Raw genomic sequence first — 17,476 nt, 5'->3', positions numbered from 1 at the left:
TAGCCACAGTCAACCGGACGAGAGTCATAGGTTCCGATAACTTTTAATTATCGGAACCTATACGTATATTCGCTTTTCGAGCCGTTTTTCGCCAGGCTACTCCTTTATATATAGGTCACATGAAAACCGACGCACTGCAGGTAACAACTTCCCGAACGACTGACTCGCTGGCAAGCCTCTCGGAGCAGACCGCGCGGTATGTCGAAGCCGGGTTACAGGGCGCACCCAACACGGCGCGGGCCTACGCCTCGGATTTGCGGCACTTTACGCATTGGTGCCAGGCTAACCATGTGGAGCCGGTGCCGGCGACGGTGGATGCCCTCGCCGGCTACGTCACGTACCTGGCCGACGCGGGCAAGAAGGTGGCGACGATTCACCGTCACCTTTCGGCTATCAGCAAAGCACACGTGTTGCGCGGGCTGGATTGTGCCACGGACAACAAACAGTTTCAGGTGCTGCTCGACGGCATACGCCGTGTGCACGGCGTGCGGCAAAAGCAGGCGCCAGCGTTTACTCTCGCACAGCTTAAGCGTTTGGTGCGCGGCATTGATACCGAAACCGTAGCGGGGCTGCGGGACAGGGCTATATTATTGTTGGGTTTTACCGGAGCTTTCCGCCGCTCAGAGCTATCAACCTTAAACGTGCAGGACATGCGCTTTACAGAGGATTGCTTGATCGTCTCTCTTGCTAAAAGTAAAACCAACCAGTTGGGCGAATATGAGGAAAAGGCTATTTTCTACTCGCCCGAGGCTAAGGTGTGTCCTATTCGTTCCCTGCAGGCTTGGTTGCGCGTGTTGGACCGCGACACCGGACCGGTGTTTGTTGGGATGCGCATGGGCCAGCGGCTGACCCAGGCTCGGCTTTCTGATAAGAGTATCAATGCCGTGGTGCAGCGCTATCTGGGGGCTAATTACTCCGCTCACTCATTGCGCGCTTCCTTTGTGACGGTAGCCAAGCTAGCTGGCGCTGATGACAGCGAAATCATGAACCAGACCAAGCATAAAACCTCGGCAATGATCCGACGTTACACCCGTCTAGATGATGTGCGCCAGCACAATGCAGCTCAGAAGCTGGGTTTGTAGTTTTAGTAATCAGGAGAACAACCTCATACTCTTAGTAACTTCTTTAACGGGTTACGCTTTACGCGCAAAGCAACAGCATGCTTTTAATGTTACTTGTGATGATTGTAATATTTATCACTTTTCATTTATCACTAACACGTTATAAAAATCATGCGGCATACGATCATAAACTACGATACTAGGCTGAGAATGAGGCATTAAATCCAGGCCTATAGACACCGCAACAGCAGGTGGCACTGCAGGAAAGAGGTGGATAGCGGGTGTAAACTTATGTTCGGTTTCCAGGTATGCCAGCCAGTTACGATAGCACTTCCGGAATTCATCCAGAGAAGCTACAGATAAAACAGCATCAGGATTAGGTGCTACACCAGTGGGCCTGATAAGGAATACTGTGTACGTATCATCTATGTGCGGTGGCAACTCCTGCCGATGAATTGACCCACTAACATTTACGATAATGGCAACGTGAAGAGGATTTGAGCCAGTTTGTACCGGCAGCCACTCAAAATTCTGAACCGGCGCGTCCGGTAACCAATGCCAATGCTTTTCATCGACACGCCGCCTCTGAAACAAGGTAGAGCCTACTTTATTGCCTAGGCTGAAACCCAAGAAGGCAAGTACTGGAATCCGAGCGAAGCCAAAAACAGACAGGTGTTCAATGTGCCCACTTTCGACGCCCTGGCGAATTATGGCCAACTTTTCGACAATGATTTTGCGGGCTCCTCTGTAGTAGAATTCTGGGTCTTCTTCTGGTTCACCCAGTAACGTTAAATCAATTTCTGTACCCTGCCGATGCAGATCCAAGGCAAAGTCGGCAAATCGGGGCGTGGTATGGTGCAGTGTGGCCCCATTGCATTCGGCAGCGGTGAGTTGCACCGTCTTGCCACGGATGCGGCCAATTAAGCGAACAATGCAGGTACTGCTGCTGTGAGGTATCCCGGTAACATGGTAAATGTGGTTTTCCTGGCGCCTTTTGATTTCACGCAGCAGCTCGACAGTAAAGTTCTTTTGTGCAATTGCGTTATCAATAGTCTGGTGGTGCATGGCGCAGAGCAACAGAAAATTATCGATGTTGTCGCGCAGTTCCTTTGCTAATGGGTAATTGCTACGAGGGGATTTATCGTCGAGGCTTTGGCCAACGATATGCGCCATTTCGCCTCTATTGAAGGGGTAAAACCCTAAATCGGTGCTTTCCAGCACATAATCGTTGCATATCTGACACCGGCCCCCAGCCCGGACGTACAGTAGCTTTTGAACCTTGGCGCTGGGTTTCTGGCGTTGAGCTTCTTTTTTGACTGATGGGTCTTTGGTCGTACGCTGAGCTTTGGCGGTGGCAGGAGTTGATGAAGCCATATTCGTTTGCAAATAATCAATGTTTAGGCGGCAACGGGGTGGATACCACCACCCTGCCAATCGTTGGTAATAAGCCAGTCTTCAAAGAAGTATAGCCAGGTTTTGGCCCAAGGTATCAGCGTGCGAGAGAGACGCTGATGCTGCTGCCATTCACGCAGCCAGGGAGTGAATAGGCACAGGCGGATAGTGCGCTGACAGTACAAGTGCGGAATTTTTCGGTCCCCAGCTAACTCCCGCAGGGAAGGGCTAACCACATGTACCTGTGGCCACGCACTGAGCGAGGAATAGGTAAGCCGAATAATGTAGGTACGACTCAGCGAAGTCGGCCGTAGCGCAACTAACCACGAGAGGCCTTGCTTAGTCAACTGGCCTTGGCCCTCCGGCCAATCCTTCCGGAGGGCACCTAGCTGCTGTGCTAGCGACAAGGATTTAATTCCCTGAAACATGATCTAACTGCCGTAAAAATTGTTTCGGAGTACCGGCATGGCAGCAGCGGTAGCACTCAGCGTAGCGGCACGAGCAGGGGCAGACACGGCCAACTGATCGTTGCTGCGGGCTTGGCTCACCACCTGCACCTGACGAGCGAATACCCGGTTCACCTCCGTCTCGCCCAAGGTCAATTGCAACGACTTCTGCAGGGCGTCACGGCCGTGCAGGTCTTGCAGCTTTAGCAAGTCATTCTGAACGGCTTGGTGCCAAGCCATAAACGTGCTGTAGTACCGGTCCTCGTCGTTCTGCCATTTGTCGGCGAAGTTTTCACCTTCCACCGTTGGGTTCTTTACTGTATAGATCCGCTTATCCGGCCACCCTTGGCTTACTTCGATGAACTGCGGCATCAACCTTACCACGGCGTTCAGCACATCGAGCGGAGATTCATATTCACCCAATCCTATTGCCGTCTGGTAAGCGTGCGCAGCCAGCGTGGTGATAATGATGGAAATGGGCGCGTAATCGGCTCTGGCTGGGTTGTTCTCCCGGTACACGTCGCGGTGTCGCTTCATAAACTGCACAGCCCGGCGTAGAATGCCGCGGGGTTCGTGCTGCGAGGGCACGGGCTCGGCCGAAGCCAGCGTAACCAAGTGCCGACCTTCCGAGAATAGGCGTTGCGCTTGGCTGAGGCGCGGAGTTAAGGCCGCTATAGGTTTGAACCAGTTAACATAACCCTCGGGGTTGGAGGGCTTCCAAATTCGCAGCTTCCGGTCGGGCACGTAGATGCTACCGTTCGGGCACGACGAGTTATTGACAGCTGGCGTTATATCGAGATGAAACTCGTTGGCATAAACGATGCGTACGCACCGCTTTTTCAGCTCCACCATATTGGCGTAGGTGCCGTTACTTTTCAGGCGGGAGAGCAGAAAGTCATAGATCTGCTGCTCGGTGTACAGCTGAGGGTGTGCCGCACGCAACAGATAAATGAAATCCAGGTCGTACTCCTCACCGTGCAAGGGTCGCACGGTAGTGCCAAGGGCAAAAGAGCCTTGCGGAAAAGCATGAGGGTCGAGCCGGCTGAGTACGGGACAGCCGTCGAGGCAGCTGATTACGCTTTGGTAACGCTTTTCGGCTTCGAGGTAACGACCTTCAGGAATTTCCAGCTCCTGGCCAATCTGGTCGAGAAGCGTGAATACATCGTTCTTGCGAGCAATGCGCTGAGCTAAGCTTTCGGGAGGTGTGAGGTAGTCGTAATTAGGCATGGAATCGAGGGTTGGAGGCAGAGAAATGGCAGCTACTGCTGAAAGCATTACCGGCAGGTACAGATGCACACGGCACCTGCCGGCAAAACCCTTAGCGTTTGCCTGTGAGATGGTTGAGGGCGTATATCAAACCCGCAATAGACAGAAGTCCTATGATAAGGGCTTGGGTATCCTTATCGAGGGTCCGAAAGAGCTTGACTCCGGCACCGACGGGATTGGTTAGAGCCGTTTGAGCAGCTGATGCCAAGTTGAGGGCACTGGTGATGGTAACTTGGGGAGTTGATTGCATGATGAATGTTATCGAGGCCAGTCTAAACTGGCCGGAAGTGAAGAAAAGCAGCCTTAAAACGGCATGAATAGGACGCACGAGTCCTGGCAGTCCATTTGCACGGACGCACGAGGAGCACCACCCTCAAGGAGTGGTGTGAACACGTGATGGATTACCCTGGGATATTACGTGGGTCGCTACCGTGGCTATCCTTGGCTCTGATCTGGCCGTTGCGGCCGTGGATAACTAACTCGCTGCCGTTTCGGGCAGCTTGCTGGCGGGCCGCAGCAATAGCTTGAGCTTGGGTAGGCTTGATGGCGGAGGCGCGCTCCGCGCCGGCGGATTTTACAGCCCAGCCGTTAGAGCGGGGCGTAACGTGAACATTCTTGCCCATGGCAGTTGTCGATATTGGGGGATTTATTGCCCTTGGCGGAAGGGCATACCGAGCCTGACAACTGAACACGAAGATGCACTTTGCGTAAAAGCAATTACTTTCGCGAACAATTTCAAAAAGAGGGTACCGGGGTGGCTACATCCCGGGCCTGGACAGGAACAGCAAGGTTTGAGGTCTCAAGTCTGGCCTGCTGCACTGGCACTTCAGAAGCCGGCCGTCACTCTCCCGTGGCGGGCGGTTTTTAGTTTTCAGGGTATTACTAGGTCATTTACGAGCCGTTAATTTGTTGGAAAAGTCTTTCGCCTATCGGGAGCGAGGCCCAGCTTTCAAGTACTGCTGATAGGAATCGAAGCCGGGCCTACTACCCAGCTTCTTGATCTTCACAAGGAAGGCGTCACATTCCTCAACTGTCAGGTGCCCATCCTGCACGGCGAAGTGCAGAATATCGAGGGTGGTGTAATAGGTGATGCCGTGCTGCTGACAATAGCGAGTAATATCCTTGAGGTTGCTGCTGGCAATAAAGTCGCCGTGGTAACGCGCAGTTGCCATGCAAGCGCTTTCGCCACGCCCCAGGTATTGCCTGAGCAGGTTGCCAAACTCCGTCAGCACCTCATCATCTTCGGCAAAGCTGATAACCGTGATGTTGGAAAGCTTGATGAGCCATTCTAGCGGCTGTTCGAAACGGCTGACACGTTCCAACTCCCTCATCACCTCGTCAAGAATGACTAGCCGATTAGGAAAAACCACATTGAGCAAACCAGCTTGGTCGCCTTTGATAAAGTGGCTTAGCACATCCGCATCAAGGAGGATTCTGGGTAACGTTTCGGGGGGCATGAATTCACGGTTAGTCGGGCGTTTCCGTCCCTAGTGAATGAATGTCCACTCCGAAGTCAGCCAACAGGCCAGCGTAGTGGGTTTCGCTCAACCGTTCTTTATCAAACAGCCGTGAGGCCAACGCAACATAGTCGCCGATGGCCTCACGCTGGGGGGTAGAACGGTACAAGTCGGTAGGATAATCGAACTGGCGGGCCGACGCGGCGGGGCTTTGAGCCCATTCCTCTTTCTGAGCAGCCGTAATGAGCCGCAGGTTTTCGAGGCGCACCAGCAATGCCTGGCGGGAGCATTGGAAGTCCTGCTCGAGCTTAACTACCGTTGGTAACGTTAGTTGAATGCGAGGCTCCATCTCCCCTGCTTCACTAGCCACGACATAGATATAACTAGCCGGCATAAGGAGCAGGGCAGCAAACCAATCGGCGTTGCGCTCTTCCGGGTCGGTTTGGGAACCGAAACGCCCGGCCTGTGAGGCGTGGGGCACGAAGTTGTGCTGAATGAACAGGTGATACAGCTCGTGCGCAATGGTGAAATTCTGCTTGCCCCTCGAGTGGTCAGAATTGACCAGCATGTATGACTTGTTAGCATACTTCATGGCCATCCCTGAGAAGGAACTATCGAGCGGCTTAAATACCGTGCGGACCTGAAGCTGTTTCAGTAACGGCTCCAAGTCAACGGGACTTCCAAGCTCTAACCCATGCTCCTGGCGGAACTTGGCCACTTTGGCTTCGAGCAACTGAATTTCGGCAGGGCTAGTCTTCACGGCTCAGCAGGTTATCCATTTTTACATAATTGGATACGATGCGGCGGAAGGCAGCAATCTGCTGAAGTTGAGCAGCCTGCAGCTCACCAACTGAACGGAATGCAAAGGCAGCATTCAGTGCTTGAGCGGAAGGGTCCGGCGAAAGGATATCGGCTAAGTCGACTCCAAACAAGTCAGTTAGCTTATGAAGCACGGCTACACTGGGTTTGCGAGTCTGATTTTCGAAGTAGGACACTTCTTCACGGGACACCTCTAAATAGTCAGCTAACTGCTGCTGGGTCAGCCCCATGTTGGTACGCAGCATCTTGATGTTTTTGCCCAGTGTGGGGGTAGTGGCTTGCGTTTTCATGTGATGTGTCGCCTCACGGCGGTAATATGGTGTCAGTGTCATTGTTACAAATATAACGTACTTTTCAAAAAAATTGTTCTTTTATGTAACAAGCGTTTCTACTGACGACGGTGGCGACATTTGAGCACTGTCGTCATATGCCGTTTCATGTGAAGAGCAGCTTACTTTGTGAAGCCATGACTGACGACAGTTGTGGATTACTGTTGGATGATGGCCCACCTACTCGTATCCTGGATAGCGCGCAATAACGATTTCCTGACCAATGAACAAGGAGGGTTCGGCGGTGTAAATCCACAGGGGCCCAATGCTGATTTTCACCAACACTACTTTGCAGCCGAGGACCTGGAGCAGCATATACTACTGTATGCCGATGCGCGACAGGAGAACCACGCGGAGCACCTGGTGGCGTACCTGCGCCGACAGCATCCGGGCCGGGATATTAGCGCGGAACTGCTGCCGCTGACGGATGTGATAGACCTGGCGGAGGTGAAAACCAAAGTGGAAACCTGGCTGCTGGCGCATCGCGAAGATGAGCTGGCGCTGTTTTTCTCGCCGGGCACCAGCATAATGCAGCTGGCATGGTACATCTGCCATACCACGCTTGGCCTGCGCACACGCCTGCTGCAAACCCGTGCCAGCCGGCACTTAGTCAAGGGTCAGCCGGGGTTGACGGAAATGCAGGAGGAGCGCTCGGCAACGCCTGTGACGGCCATCATTCGGGAAAAGCAACTTGGATCGGGAAGAGTGACTGAGCCGGCTCAGTACCAAGGTCATTTGCTACCCCCGGCACTCAAGGCTGTGTATGAGCGGGCTGATCTGGTAGCTCAGACGGATAAGGTGACGGTGCTGATTCGGGGAGAAAGCGGAACGGGTAAGGAGCAGCTCGCGCGCTACGTGCACGAGCGGTCGGCCCGTGCCGGCAAGCCTTTTTTGGCGCTTAACTGTGCGGCCCTGACGGATAGCGTGCTGGAGTCGCGGTTGTTCGGCTACCAGAAGGGAGCTTTCACAGGAGCCGACAAGAATACAGCCGGGGTGTTTGAATTGGCAGAGGGCGGCACGTTGTTCCTGGATGAGATAGGAGATATTTCGCCGGCTGTACAAGTGGCGCTATTACGGGCGCTGCAGGAGGGCGAAATACAGCCAGTGGGTGGGGCACCCCGGCGAGTGAATGTGCGGGTAGTAGCAGCGACCAATGCACCACTGGAAGCACGCTGCCGTGAAGACCGGTTCCGGTGGGATTTGTACTACCGGCTGGCAGTGGCCGAACTGGAGCCCCCTCCCCTACGCGACTGGCCAGCGGCCGAACGGGAGGCTTTGCTCGATCATTTGCTGGAAACGAAACGAGTGGATCTGGCACGGCCAATCCAACTACGGCTGGCGGCGCCCACCCGGCAACTGCTGCTGAACTACGCATTTCCGGGGAACATACGGGAGCTGGAAAACCTGCTCGAAACACTTTATGTGTTTCAGCCGGGGGAAGAACTGGTAGAGCCAGCGGCCCTGCCACGGCGCCTGTACGAACCAACTGTGGCTGGTAGTTCGCTGCGCCTGGCCGACGTGGAGCGGGAGCACCTGCTACGGGTGCTTGCTTTGAAAAACAACGTGAAGCGGCAGGCTGCCCTGACTTTGGGTATTGACGAGCGGACTCTGGCCGCGAAGCTGCGCAGCTACGAGCAGTTAAGCTGACGTGAGCTTATAGCAAAATTTGCTATGCCCACCACGATAATTGCTAGTACCTTAGCCTGAAAAAGTGGCCTAGCAAGCTTTTTACGCTCATTTAACTGGCTGGCCTGGTTCTGGCACAACGACTTTTATCACATCGCACTACTGCGATATAAGCTAAACGAATGCAACGCATCACCCTCGACAACTTTCGGGTATTTGGTAAGCCGGCTGCTTTTGACCTTGCTCCGGTTACCGTGCTGACTGGGAAGAATAATTCGGGTAAGTCGTCTCTTATTAAAGCTTTTCTAGTACTGGCCGACTATCTGGAACAGGATGATCAGACAGTGCTGCGGCTAGATGGGCCACGGGCTTCACGGCACCGCATCAACAACTGGAAGAATCTGGTTAATTGGGAATCCGATTCTTCGTCGTTTCACATTAGCTATTCGGATGATGAAATAACCTATACCTATGAATTTGATTCACATCCAGACGGTGCGACTGGGTATCTGCGCCGTTTTCACATGGATGTACCGGACATCGACCAGCTTGAGCTAATAAGTGTAGACGGGGGAGATACGTACGCATTAGAAGTGTCACAGAAGTTTCTTGAATATGTGGCTGGAGGCATTTTTACCCGTATAAGAATGCGTAGAGCAGTCAACTACCCTGCGCGTATTGATGAAATTCATAAGCAACTTGACGCTATAACAGCTAAGCTGGAAAACTCTGGCGCCAACAGACATGAGTTTGCTAGCTTGTTACAAGAACGGCAAGTCCTGACTTCTACTCTAGAAAACTTAAAAGGTGTAGTTGCCAAAGGCCAGCAGAGTGCAGGAATATTCTTTCAAACAGACATTTCTCGCTCAGAAGTAGAGGAGCGGCCTACGTTAGCGGCCATTATTGAGGCGGCGATTGATAAGTACGTACTTAAAAATATACCAATAGACGAATCCTATACCTTAGAGGAAATAGCCGCAGAATATGGCGTTTCGCAAGATGAGAACGGGGTATATGACGAAGAAGAAATGGCGCAGGCTGTAAGCACCCGTTCTGCTATCATTTCACAAGAACAACACCATCGTGAACTAGACTTGAAGGCGGAGGAATACCGCATTGCGCGACAATTCAGGCGTGAATTGGAAAATTCCCGGCCTGCAATTGAGCACCTTGGAGCCAATCGAACACACCAATCTCGCCTTTACCTGACGGGCGGAGGGCATGCCTCAGAGATTAATGTAGTGGCTGATAAATTTCAGCGGTTAGGAAATTATCAAAACGGTGCTGCAAGAACCTTTTTACGACGGTGGCTGCAGCGTTTTGAATTGGGTGACCAGGTAAAAGTTACTCCTATTGATAATGTAGCTATACGCATTGAGGTTGTACGCGGCAAGCAGCGTGTTAACCTGGCTGACTTAGGGTTTGGAGCTGGGCAGATGCTGACCATGCTGCTGCATATAGCTACGTTGCTTCAGCAGCAGGAAGCCACAAACCGAGCGAAAGCACAGCGCATCATTGTACTTATAGAGGAGCCCGAAGCTAATCTGCATCCGCATTTTCAATCGGTACTAGCTGAATTATTTGCAGAGTTGGCACGGATGAATACTCGAATGCAATTCATATTGGAAACGCACTCCGAATACCTAATCCGCAATATTCAAGTATTGGTAAAAAATGCGGGTGAAAATAACAATCTTCTGCAGAAAACATTTTTGCTAGGCACGAAAGATGAGCAAATAAACATGTTCAAAGTATACTATTTAGACAAACCTAACCAAGCTAATAATTGGCAGCCCGGCCACGAAATGCGCCTACGAAAAGACGGTATCTTTATCGAAGATTTTGGCACTGGTTTCTTAGATGAATCAGCTAAACTGGCCTTTGAAGTATTATAATTATGATTGTTTACTTCGACAAAGAAAATCTAGAGTCTCTGCTTCGCTCCCGTAGTGTGCCATCTTATGGCGATGTTGAGCGAATGATTAAAAACCAGCTAAATATTAAGTTTAATTTTACTAAGGCGGCAATACATTCAGGCACAAATGGTGTTGGCCTTGCAAATTATGCCACTCAGATTACTTCGGGTCGTGGTGAGCAACTAAACCATGAGTTCTTAGAGGAGCAATATCCGGCTAGGCCTGTAAAGCAAAACGCCCACACCCATTTTGACCACATTACGCGCCCGGTGATGCTGGTGAATGATGAACGCACAGCAGCTTACCGGGACATCAATGCTTGCCTAATAGGTGAGGTAGGCCAAGAAGTAGAGGTACTATCTCGTTTGCAAAAGCGAGGTGGCGACTATGAGTTTGAATCCAAGCTATACATTGGTGAGCCGGAATTTCGGAATTGGGACCATCTCCGGCCGTATTGCCTTCCATGCTACGATGTCATCATTTCTGACCGCTACCTTTTACTACAGGATGACGACACCATTCGGGCAAACTATCCAAAACTGCTCGAGAATCTGCTGTACGACAAGCAAATCAAGGTTAACATAGTCCTCATCGTGCTGCGCAGAAGCAACAACAGAGAAGTGAGTTGGACATTTGAGCAGATCAAGAAACTGACTAAAGACAAAGTCAAAGCGCTTACCGGTAAGGCACCCAATTTTACTTTGGTATGGGCCAACGATCCTAAGAATGTGCGCCACGACCGACATATCATTACTAATTACCAGTGGCTGCAATCGGGTGATACTTTCAACTACTTCTCTGCCACAGGAAACCTCTTGAGCGAAGGCGATACGCTTACCATCAACAGTTTGGCGCGGGCTGAACACCGCCGGGGCGCTAACCTTATACTCAACCGGTTTCAAACCCGAATTGATAACGTCCGGGCGCTGAATCCCGACTACGTGCAGGGCGACCGTGTGTCGTCGTTCTTGACGTTCTAATCTTCCTCACTAGCGCAATACCAAATCTGCGCTCTTGTACCGTATGGCTGAACAACGACCTAACATAGATTTTCTGTACCGCATCACGAATGATGTGCTGTGGAACACGTTTAAGAAGAACGAAATCGGCGACGTTATGCTGCCGTTTGTGGTGCTGCGGCGGCTCGACTGCATGCTGGACTCAACGCGGGATGCGGTAGTGGCCAGGTACAAAGAATTTGAAGGGCGAATAGCGCCGGAGAAGCTGGGGCCCATACTGGAAAAGGCGGCTGGGCAGAAGTTTTACAACTCCTCGCCTTACAGCCTGAAGCTGCTGGCGCAGGACGCGGCCAATGTGGAACTGAACTTCCGGCATTATGTGAACGGGTTCAGCCCGAACGTAGTAGATATCCTGGACAACTACCAGCTGGATAAGGTGGTGGCGCGGCTGGTGAAGAACGGTCTGCTGTACCAGCTGATTGTCGAAATCAGCAAGGAGGATCTGACGATGGCCAAGGTGAGTAACCACGACATGGGCTACGTGTTCGAGGAACTGATCCGTATTGCCAACGAGCAGAGCAATGAAACGGCGGGGGAGCATTTTACACCTCGGGAGGTAATCCGGCTGTTGGCTTCTATCATCTTCAGCACGGAGAAAGAGGAGCTGAAGCAGCCGGGCATCATCCGCACCATTTACGACCTGGCGTGCGGTACGGGTGGGATGCTGACGCTGAGCAAAGACTATGTGCTGAAGCACATTAATAAGGAGGCTGACATCCGGATATACGGGCAGGAGATAAACGAGCAGTCGTATGCCATTGCCAAATCGGATTTGCTGATTACGGGGGAAAACCCCAATAACATCCGGCACGGCAACTCTTTTACGGAAGACAAATTCTCGGACAAGCGCTTCAACTACATGCTGGCCAACCCGCCCTATGGGGTGAGCTGGAAGCGCGACGAGCTGTTTATCAAGCACGAGGCGCTAAGCCCGCACGGGCGGTTTGGGGCGGGGCTGCCGCGCTCCTCTGACGGGCAGTTTCTGTTTATTCAGCACCTGGTGAGCAAGATGGAACCGCGTGGTTCCCGCATCGGCATCGTGACGAACGGCTCGCCGCTGTTTTCGGGCGGCGCGGGCTCCGGTGAAAGCGAAATCCGGCGCTGGCTGATTCAGGAGGACTTGCTGGAGGCCATTGTGGCGCTGCCCTCGGAAATCTTCTTCAACACGGGTATTTACACTTATCTCTGGATACTAAGCAACAAAAAGCCAGCAGAGCGACGTGGTATGGTGCAGCTCATTAATGCGGTGGATGAGTACGTACCGATGCGGCCTAGCCTCAACAACAAGCGCAAGAAAATCTCGGATGAGCAGATAGCTAAGATTACAGCGCTGTACACGGCCTTCGAGGAAGGGCCGCAGGTGAAGATTTACCCAAACGACTTCTTTGGCTACTACGAAGTAGTGATAGAGCAGCCGGAGCGCAACGCCCGCGGCCAAGTGGTACTAGACAAGAAAACCGGACGGGCCAAACCTGATAAGAAGAAACGCGACTACGAGAACGTACCGCTGAGCGAAGATCTGCACGCCTACTTTGAACGCGAAGTACAGCCACATGTACCCGATGCCTTCATGGACTTGGGCCAGACGCGGATCGGCTATGAAATAAACTTCACGAAGTACTTCCACCAGTATAAGAAGCCGGATACGTCGGCAGATCTAAAGAAGCTCATTATCAGCTTAGAGTCCAAGATTGATGGGCTGCTGCAAGAAATTTTGGCGGACTAGTGAGGATGAAGCAGTACGAAAACGTTAAGGAATCAGGAGCGGAATGGTTAGGAAAGGTTCCTACCCATTGGCCGTTGAAAAAGCTTAAGCACACGGTCGAGCTTAATAGTAATGAGTGTGCCGATGAGGGAATTACCTTCAAAGTGGCGTTGGAAAATATCGAAAGCGGTACCGGCAAGCATATCCCCACGGAAGTACCAGGGTTTGAAGGAATAGGAAATACCTTCCAAGCGGATGATGTACTTTTTAGCAAACTCAGACCGTATTTGGCCAAGGTGCTACACCCAAAAACCAGTGGCATAGCAGTAGGTGAAATTCTTGTCTTAACCCCCAATAAAGAGCTTTACGACAGCCGCTTCCTGTTTTATCAACTGCTTTCATCGGCCTTTATTAGCGTTGTAGATAGCTCTACTTATGGCTCAAAAATGCCTCGTGCAAGCTGGAGCTTTATCAAAGAGTTACAGTTGCCCGTTCCTCCTCTCTCTGAACAACGGATCATAGCTAACTTCCTCGACCGCAAAACCGAAAAGCTAGAAAAGCTGCTAACCCACAAGCAGGATCTGCTCGATCTGTTGCAGCGAAAGCGGCAGGCGTTCATCAATGAGGCTGTGACAGAGGGACTGAATTCGTTGGCCCCGCGCAAGTCCTCTGGGGTAGAGTGGCTGGGCGAGTTACCCGCGCATTGGGAAGTAAGAAGACTAAAGACTGTCAGCCAGTTTATAACTAGCGGTTCTCGCGGCTGGGCAGAATATTATAGCGACGAAGGATCAATTTTTCTACGAATTGGAAATTTGTCCAGCTCGTCAATTGACCTCAAGCTTCACAACTTGCAGCGAGTAACGCCCCCTTCAGGTTCAGAGGGCGAGAGGACGCGGGTTCAACCTAATGACCTTCTCATTTCAATTACTGCACTCCTTGGGGCTGTCGGGGTAGTGCCGCAAGTAATTGAAGAGGCATATGTAAATCAGCACATTGCTCTTGTGCGCCTGAACCAAGATATAGTTCACCCCCGATGGGTAGCCTATTTTTTAAGCTCTCCAGTAGGCAAGCATCAATTCAAGACACTCACCAACGGGGGGACGAAGGAGGGCTTAACGCTTGGTGATATCACTTCACTAGTGTTACCCTACCCGTCTTATGAGGAACAATGTAGCATTGTTGATTATATCGAAACCCGAGTTAGAAATATCGATAAAGCAGCTAGTGCCATTCTAGCCCAAATTGAAACGCTGAAGGCCTACCGGCAAGCACTGATTTCAGAAGTGGTGACAGGGAAAGTCGATGTACGCACGTCGGCAGCAGCTTCATCATCCGCACCGAAGTCGATGCCGCAGCAGTTGGGCTTATTCGAATAGACCCGCTATTTTACCCCTCCTCCCCTATTGCATTTCCACCTATGGCTAGTGGCACTCAAGAAAAAGACTTTGAGAAACATATCGAGGACTATCTAACCGGCCACGGCTACCACAAGCTGGAGCCGCAGAATTATGATCGGGCGCTGGGGCTGGTAAAGGAGGAAGTACTGACGTTTATTCAGGAAACGCAGCCCAAGGCCTACGCCGCACTGCAGGCCCAGCACGGAGCCAGCACCGACGAGCGGCTGCTCCGCAACCTGGCCAAGAACGTGGAGCGCGACGGGCTGCTGCCGGTGCTGCGCAAGGGCATCAAGGACAGTGGACAGACGCTGAAGCTGGTGTACTTCCGGCCGGCCAGCGGCCTTAATGCGGAGCACGAGGAGCTGTATCGGAAAAACCGCTTTGGGGTGATGCGTCAGGTGCGCTACGCCACGACTAAGAAAGACGAGGATAAGTCGGTGGACATGGTGCTGACCCTGAACGGTCTGCCCGTGCTGACAGCAGAACTGAAGAACGCGCTGACCGGGCAGTACCTGAGCGACGCCGTGCAGCAGTACCGCGAGCAGCGCAATGCGCAGGAGCCGCTGTTCCAGTACCGGCGCTGCCTGGTGCATTTCGCGGTGAGCACCGAGCAGGTGGCCATGACTACCAGGCTGGCGGGCGCGGCTACGTTTTTCCTGCCCTTCAACCGCGACCTGGTGAATCCGCCCAATCCGCAGGGCTTCGCTACCAGCTACCTCTGGGAAGATGTGTGGGCACCCGACGCCGTGCTGGAGCTGGCGCAGCAGTTTGTGTTTGAGCAGACCACCACCGAAACGGTGTATAACGACGCCAAGGGCGCGCTGGAAGAGCAAAAAACCACGCGGCTGTTGTTTCCGCGCTACCACCAGCGGCGGGCGGTGCGGCGGCTGCTGGATGCCGTTACGGCGCAGGGCGCGGGCGGGCGCTACCTGATCAAGCACTCGGCGGGGTCGGGAAAGAGTAATACCATTGCCTGGCTGGCACACCGGCTGGCTAACTTCTACCAGCACCCTACCGACGGGCAGCCGCTGTTCGACTCGGTAATCGTGGTGACGGACCGGCGCTTGCTCAATAAGCAGCTGAGCGACACCGTGAAGGGAATGGAGCAGGCGCGGGGCGTGGTGTTTCAGGTGAAGAACGACACGCCGAGCACGGAGCTGCAAGCCCATATAGAAGGCGGCACCCGCCTGATTATGACTACGCTGCAACGGTTTCCGGTGATTTCGGCGACCATTGCGCACACGCCCGGCCGGCGCTACGCCGTGCTGATAGACGAAGCCCACAGCAGCCAAAGCGGCGAGGCGTCGCGCCACATGAAACGGGCCCTGAGTCTGGTGGAGGCTGAGACAGAAGAAAAGGACACTCCCGATACCGATGACCTGGTGCTAGCCGAAATAGAGAGCAGCGGGCCGCAGCCGAACGTATCGTTTTTTGCCTTTACGGCCACGCCCAAGAACAAGACGCTGGAGCTGTTTGGCACCCTGCAGGACGGGCAGCAGGTACCGTTTGACGAATACACCATGCGGCAGGCCATTGCTGAAGGCTTTATTCTGGACGTACTGGGCGCGTACACTTCCTACAAGCGCTACTACAAGCTGACTACGCGGGCAGCAACTGAGGATAAGGAATACGAAACCGGCCCCACGGTGCGGCTGCTGAGCCAGTTCGTGGACCTGCAGGAACACGCCATTGAGGCTAAGGCCCGCATCATGCTCGACCACTTTCAGGGGCATACGCAGAAGGCCATCAGGGGTCGGGCGCGGGCCATGGTGGTAACCCGCTCTCGCCTGCACGCCGTGCGCTACAAGCGCAAGTTTGATGAGCTGATGCAGGAGATGCACCTACCCTACCGGGCGCTGGTGGCGTTTTCGGGCACCGTGACCGATGCTGAAACCGGTGAGGACTACACCGAAGCCAGCATGAACGGGCTGGCCAGCAAAATCACGATTGAGGAAGCGTTGAAGCTGCCGCAGTACCGGCTGCTGATCGTGGCCAACAAGTTTCAGACAGGCTTTGATGAGCCGCTGCTGCACACGATGTATGTGGACAAGAAGCTGGGCAACATCAACACCGTGCAGACGCTAAGCCGCCTGAACCGCACGGCCCGCTACAAAGACGATACGCTGGTGCTGGACTTCGTGAACGACCCGGCCCAGGTGCAAGCCGATTTTCAGGGGTACTACGATGGCAGCTTTATGCGCGAAGAGGCCCAAACCGACCCGAATACCCTCTACGACGTGCAGGCCGACGTGATGCGCGCTGGGGTGGTGAGCGAGGCCGATCTGGAGCAGTTCGCAACTATTTACCTGGGCCGGGCCGACAATATGGAGCTGCTACAGCCCATCCTGAACCGGTGCGTGGGGCTGTTTAACCACGAACTGGACGAAGAAGAGCGGCAGGCGTTCCGGGGCGCGGCACAGGATTACGTGCGGCTGTACCGCTTTCTGAGCCAGCTTATCACCTTCCGCGACGTGGACCTGGCCAAGCTGTACTATCTGCTGAGCCACCTGGTAAAGAAGCTGCCGCCAGCCGGCTCGAAGCTGCCCCGAGAGGTATTGAACGAAGTGAAGCTGGTGGCCTACCAGATAAAGGAACAAGGCAAGGAGCAACTGAGCCTGGTGGCAGAGCCGGCCGAGCTAACCGGCCTGAACCGCGGCGGGATGGGCGGCGGAGCCGAAGAAAAGTACGACTACCTGTCGGCCATTATCAAGACGCTCAACGAGACCTTCGGCCTGAACCTGACTGAGGAGCACCGGGTGGATTTTGAATCGGTGCGGACGCGGGTGGAAGGAGACACCGGATTGCAAGCGGCCTTCGCGGCGCCTAATTCCCGGCAGAACCTGCAGGACAAATTTGAGGAGGTGCTGGACCTGGTAATTCTTGATTTCTACAACTCCAAATTCGACCTGTTTGACAAGCTGACGGAAGAGAAGACGAACAAGGAGCTGAAGCGGCTGTGGTTCAAACAACTCTTTGCGGCGCGGATGAGCGGCGCCGGGACGCAGGCCGGTTCTTAACCAAAATCGTCAGCAATCTGTACTCG

At 53.3% G+C, this 17,476-nt stretch carries 13 protein-coding genes; 7 read left to right on the top strand and 6 right to left on the bottom strand.

Going from position 1 to position 17,476, the window contains the following annotated elements:
* Window positions 1-119: 119 nt before the first annotated feature.
* A complete protein-coding gene (locus E5K02_RS25110; RefSeq protein WP_240737445.1) occupies window positions 120-1,082 on the top strand; it encodes a tyrosine-type recombinase/integrase in 963 nt (320 codons plus the stop codon).
* Between the two features lie 114 nt (window positions 1,083-1,196).
* Here the strand turns inward: E5K02_RS25110 and E5K02_RS25105 are convergent, their stop codons facing one another.
* From E5K02_RS25105 to E5K02_RS25080, 6 genes are all read right to left on the bottom strand, one after another.
* Entirely contained in the window at window positions 1,197-2,435 is a 1,239-nt protein-coding gene (locus tag E5K02_RS25105; RefSeq protein WP_135399277.1) for an SAVED domain-containing protein, read from the bottom strand.
* 449 nt (window positions 2,436-2,884) lie between these two features.
* Window positions 2,885-4,126, bottom strand: coding sequence for a nucleotidyltransferase domain-containing protein (locus E5K02_RS25100; RefSeq protein ID WP_135399275.1), 1,242 nt, complete (start codon window positions 4,124-4,126; stop codon window positions 2,885-2,887).
* Between the two features lie 440 nt (window positions 4,127-4,566).
* Complete coding sequence (locus tag E5K02_RS25095) at window positions 4,567-4,788, bottom strand: DUF2188 domain-containing protein (RefSeq protein ID WP_135399273.1); 222 nt, start codon at window positions 4,786-4,788, stop codon at window positions 4,567-4,569.
* A gap of 303 nt (window positions 4,789-5,091) precedes the next feature.
* Window positions 5,092-5,622 (bottom strand): hypothetical protein, encoded by a 531-nt coding sequence (locus E5K02_RS25090; protein ID WP_135399271.1) that lies wholly within the window; start codon window positions 5,620-5,622, stop codon window positions 5,092-5,094.
* 10 nt (window positions 5,623-5,632) lie between these two features.
* Window positions 5,633-6,340 carry an ImmA/IrrE family metallo-endopeptidase gene (locus E5K02_RS25085; RefSeq protein ID WP_262709889.1) on the bottom strand — a complete coding sequence of 236 codons (708 nt, stop codon included), beginning with the start codon at window positions 6,338-6,340 and terminating at the stop codon, window positions 5,633-5,635.
* Window positions 6,341-6,371: 31 nt separating this feature from the next.
* Entirely contained in the window at window positions 6,372-6,731 is a 360-nt protein-coding gene (locus E5K02_RS25080; protein WP_167856588.1) for a helix-turn-helix domain-containing protein, read from the bottom strand.
* A 210-nt stretch (window positions 6,732-6,941) separates the two neighbouring features.
* Between E5K02_RS25080 and E5K02_RS25075 the strand changes: the two genes are divergently transcribed.
* The 6 genes from E5K02_RS25075 (at window position 6,942) to E5K02_RS25050 (ending at window position 17,450) form a co-directional block, all read left to right on the top strand.
* The gene (locus E5K02_RS25075; protein ID WP_167856587.1) at window positions 6,942-8,417 is read left to right on the top strand and encodes a sigma 54-interacting transcriptional regulator; all 1,476 of its coding nucleotides are present in this window, start codon (window positions 6,942-6,944) and stop codon (window positions 8,415-8,417) included.
* Between the two features lie 161 nt (window positions 8,418-8,578).
* Window positions 8,579-10,291 (top strand): AAA family ATPase, encoded by a 1,713-nt coding sequence (locus tag E5K02_RS25070; RefSeq protein WP_135399263.1) that lies wholly within the window; start codon window positions 8,579-8,581, stop codon window positions 10,289-10,291.
* 2 nt (window positions 10,292-10,293) lie between these two features.
* On the top strand, window positions 10,294-11,292 hold the full coding sequence (locus E5K02_RS25065) for a hypothetical protein (protein WP_135399261.1): 999 nt from the start codon (window positions 10,294-10,296) through the stop codon (window positions 11,290-11,292).
* A 43-nt stretch (window positions 11,293-11,335) separates the two neighbouring features.
* A complete protein-coding gene (locus E5K02_RS25060) occupies window positions 11,336-13,057 on the top strand; it encodes a type I restriction-modification system subunit M (RefSeq protein WP_135399259.1) in 1,722 nt (573 codons plus the stop codon).
* 5 nt (window positions 13,058-13,062) lie between these two features.
* Entirely contained in the window at window positions 13,063-14,412 is a 1,350-nt protein-coding gene (locus E5K02_RS25055) for a restriction endonuclease subunit S (RefSeq protein WP_135399257.1), read from the top strand.
* Window positions 14,413-14,453: 41 nt separating this feature from the next.
* Window positions 14,454-17,450, top strand: coding sequence for a type I restriction endonuclease subunit R (locus E5K02_RS25050; protein ID WP_135399255.1), 2,997 nt, complete (start codon window positions 14,454-14,456; stop codon window positions 17,448-17,450).
* Window positions 17,451-17,476 lie beyond the last annotated feature (26 nt).

It is taken from the genome of Hymenobacter metallicola, assembly GCF_004745645.1.
Classification (GTDB): Bacteria; Bacteroidota; Bacteroidia; order Cytophagales; family Hymenobacteraceae; genus Hymenobacter; species Hymenobacter metallicola.
This window is presented reverse-complemented; position numbering and strand designations above follow the sequence as displayed.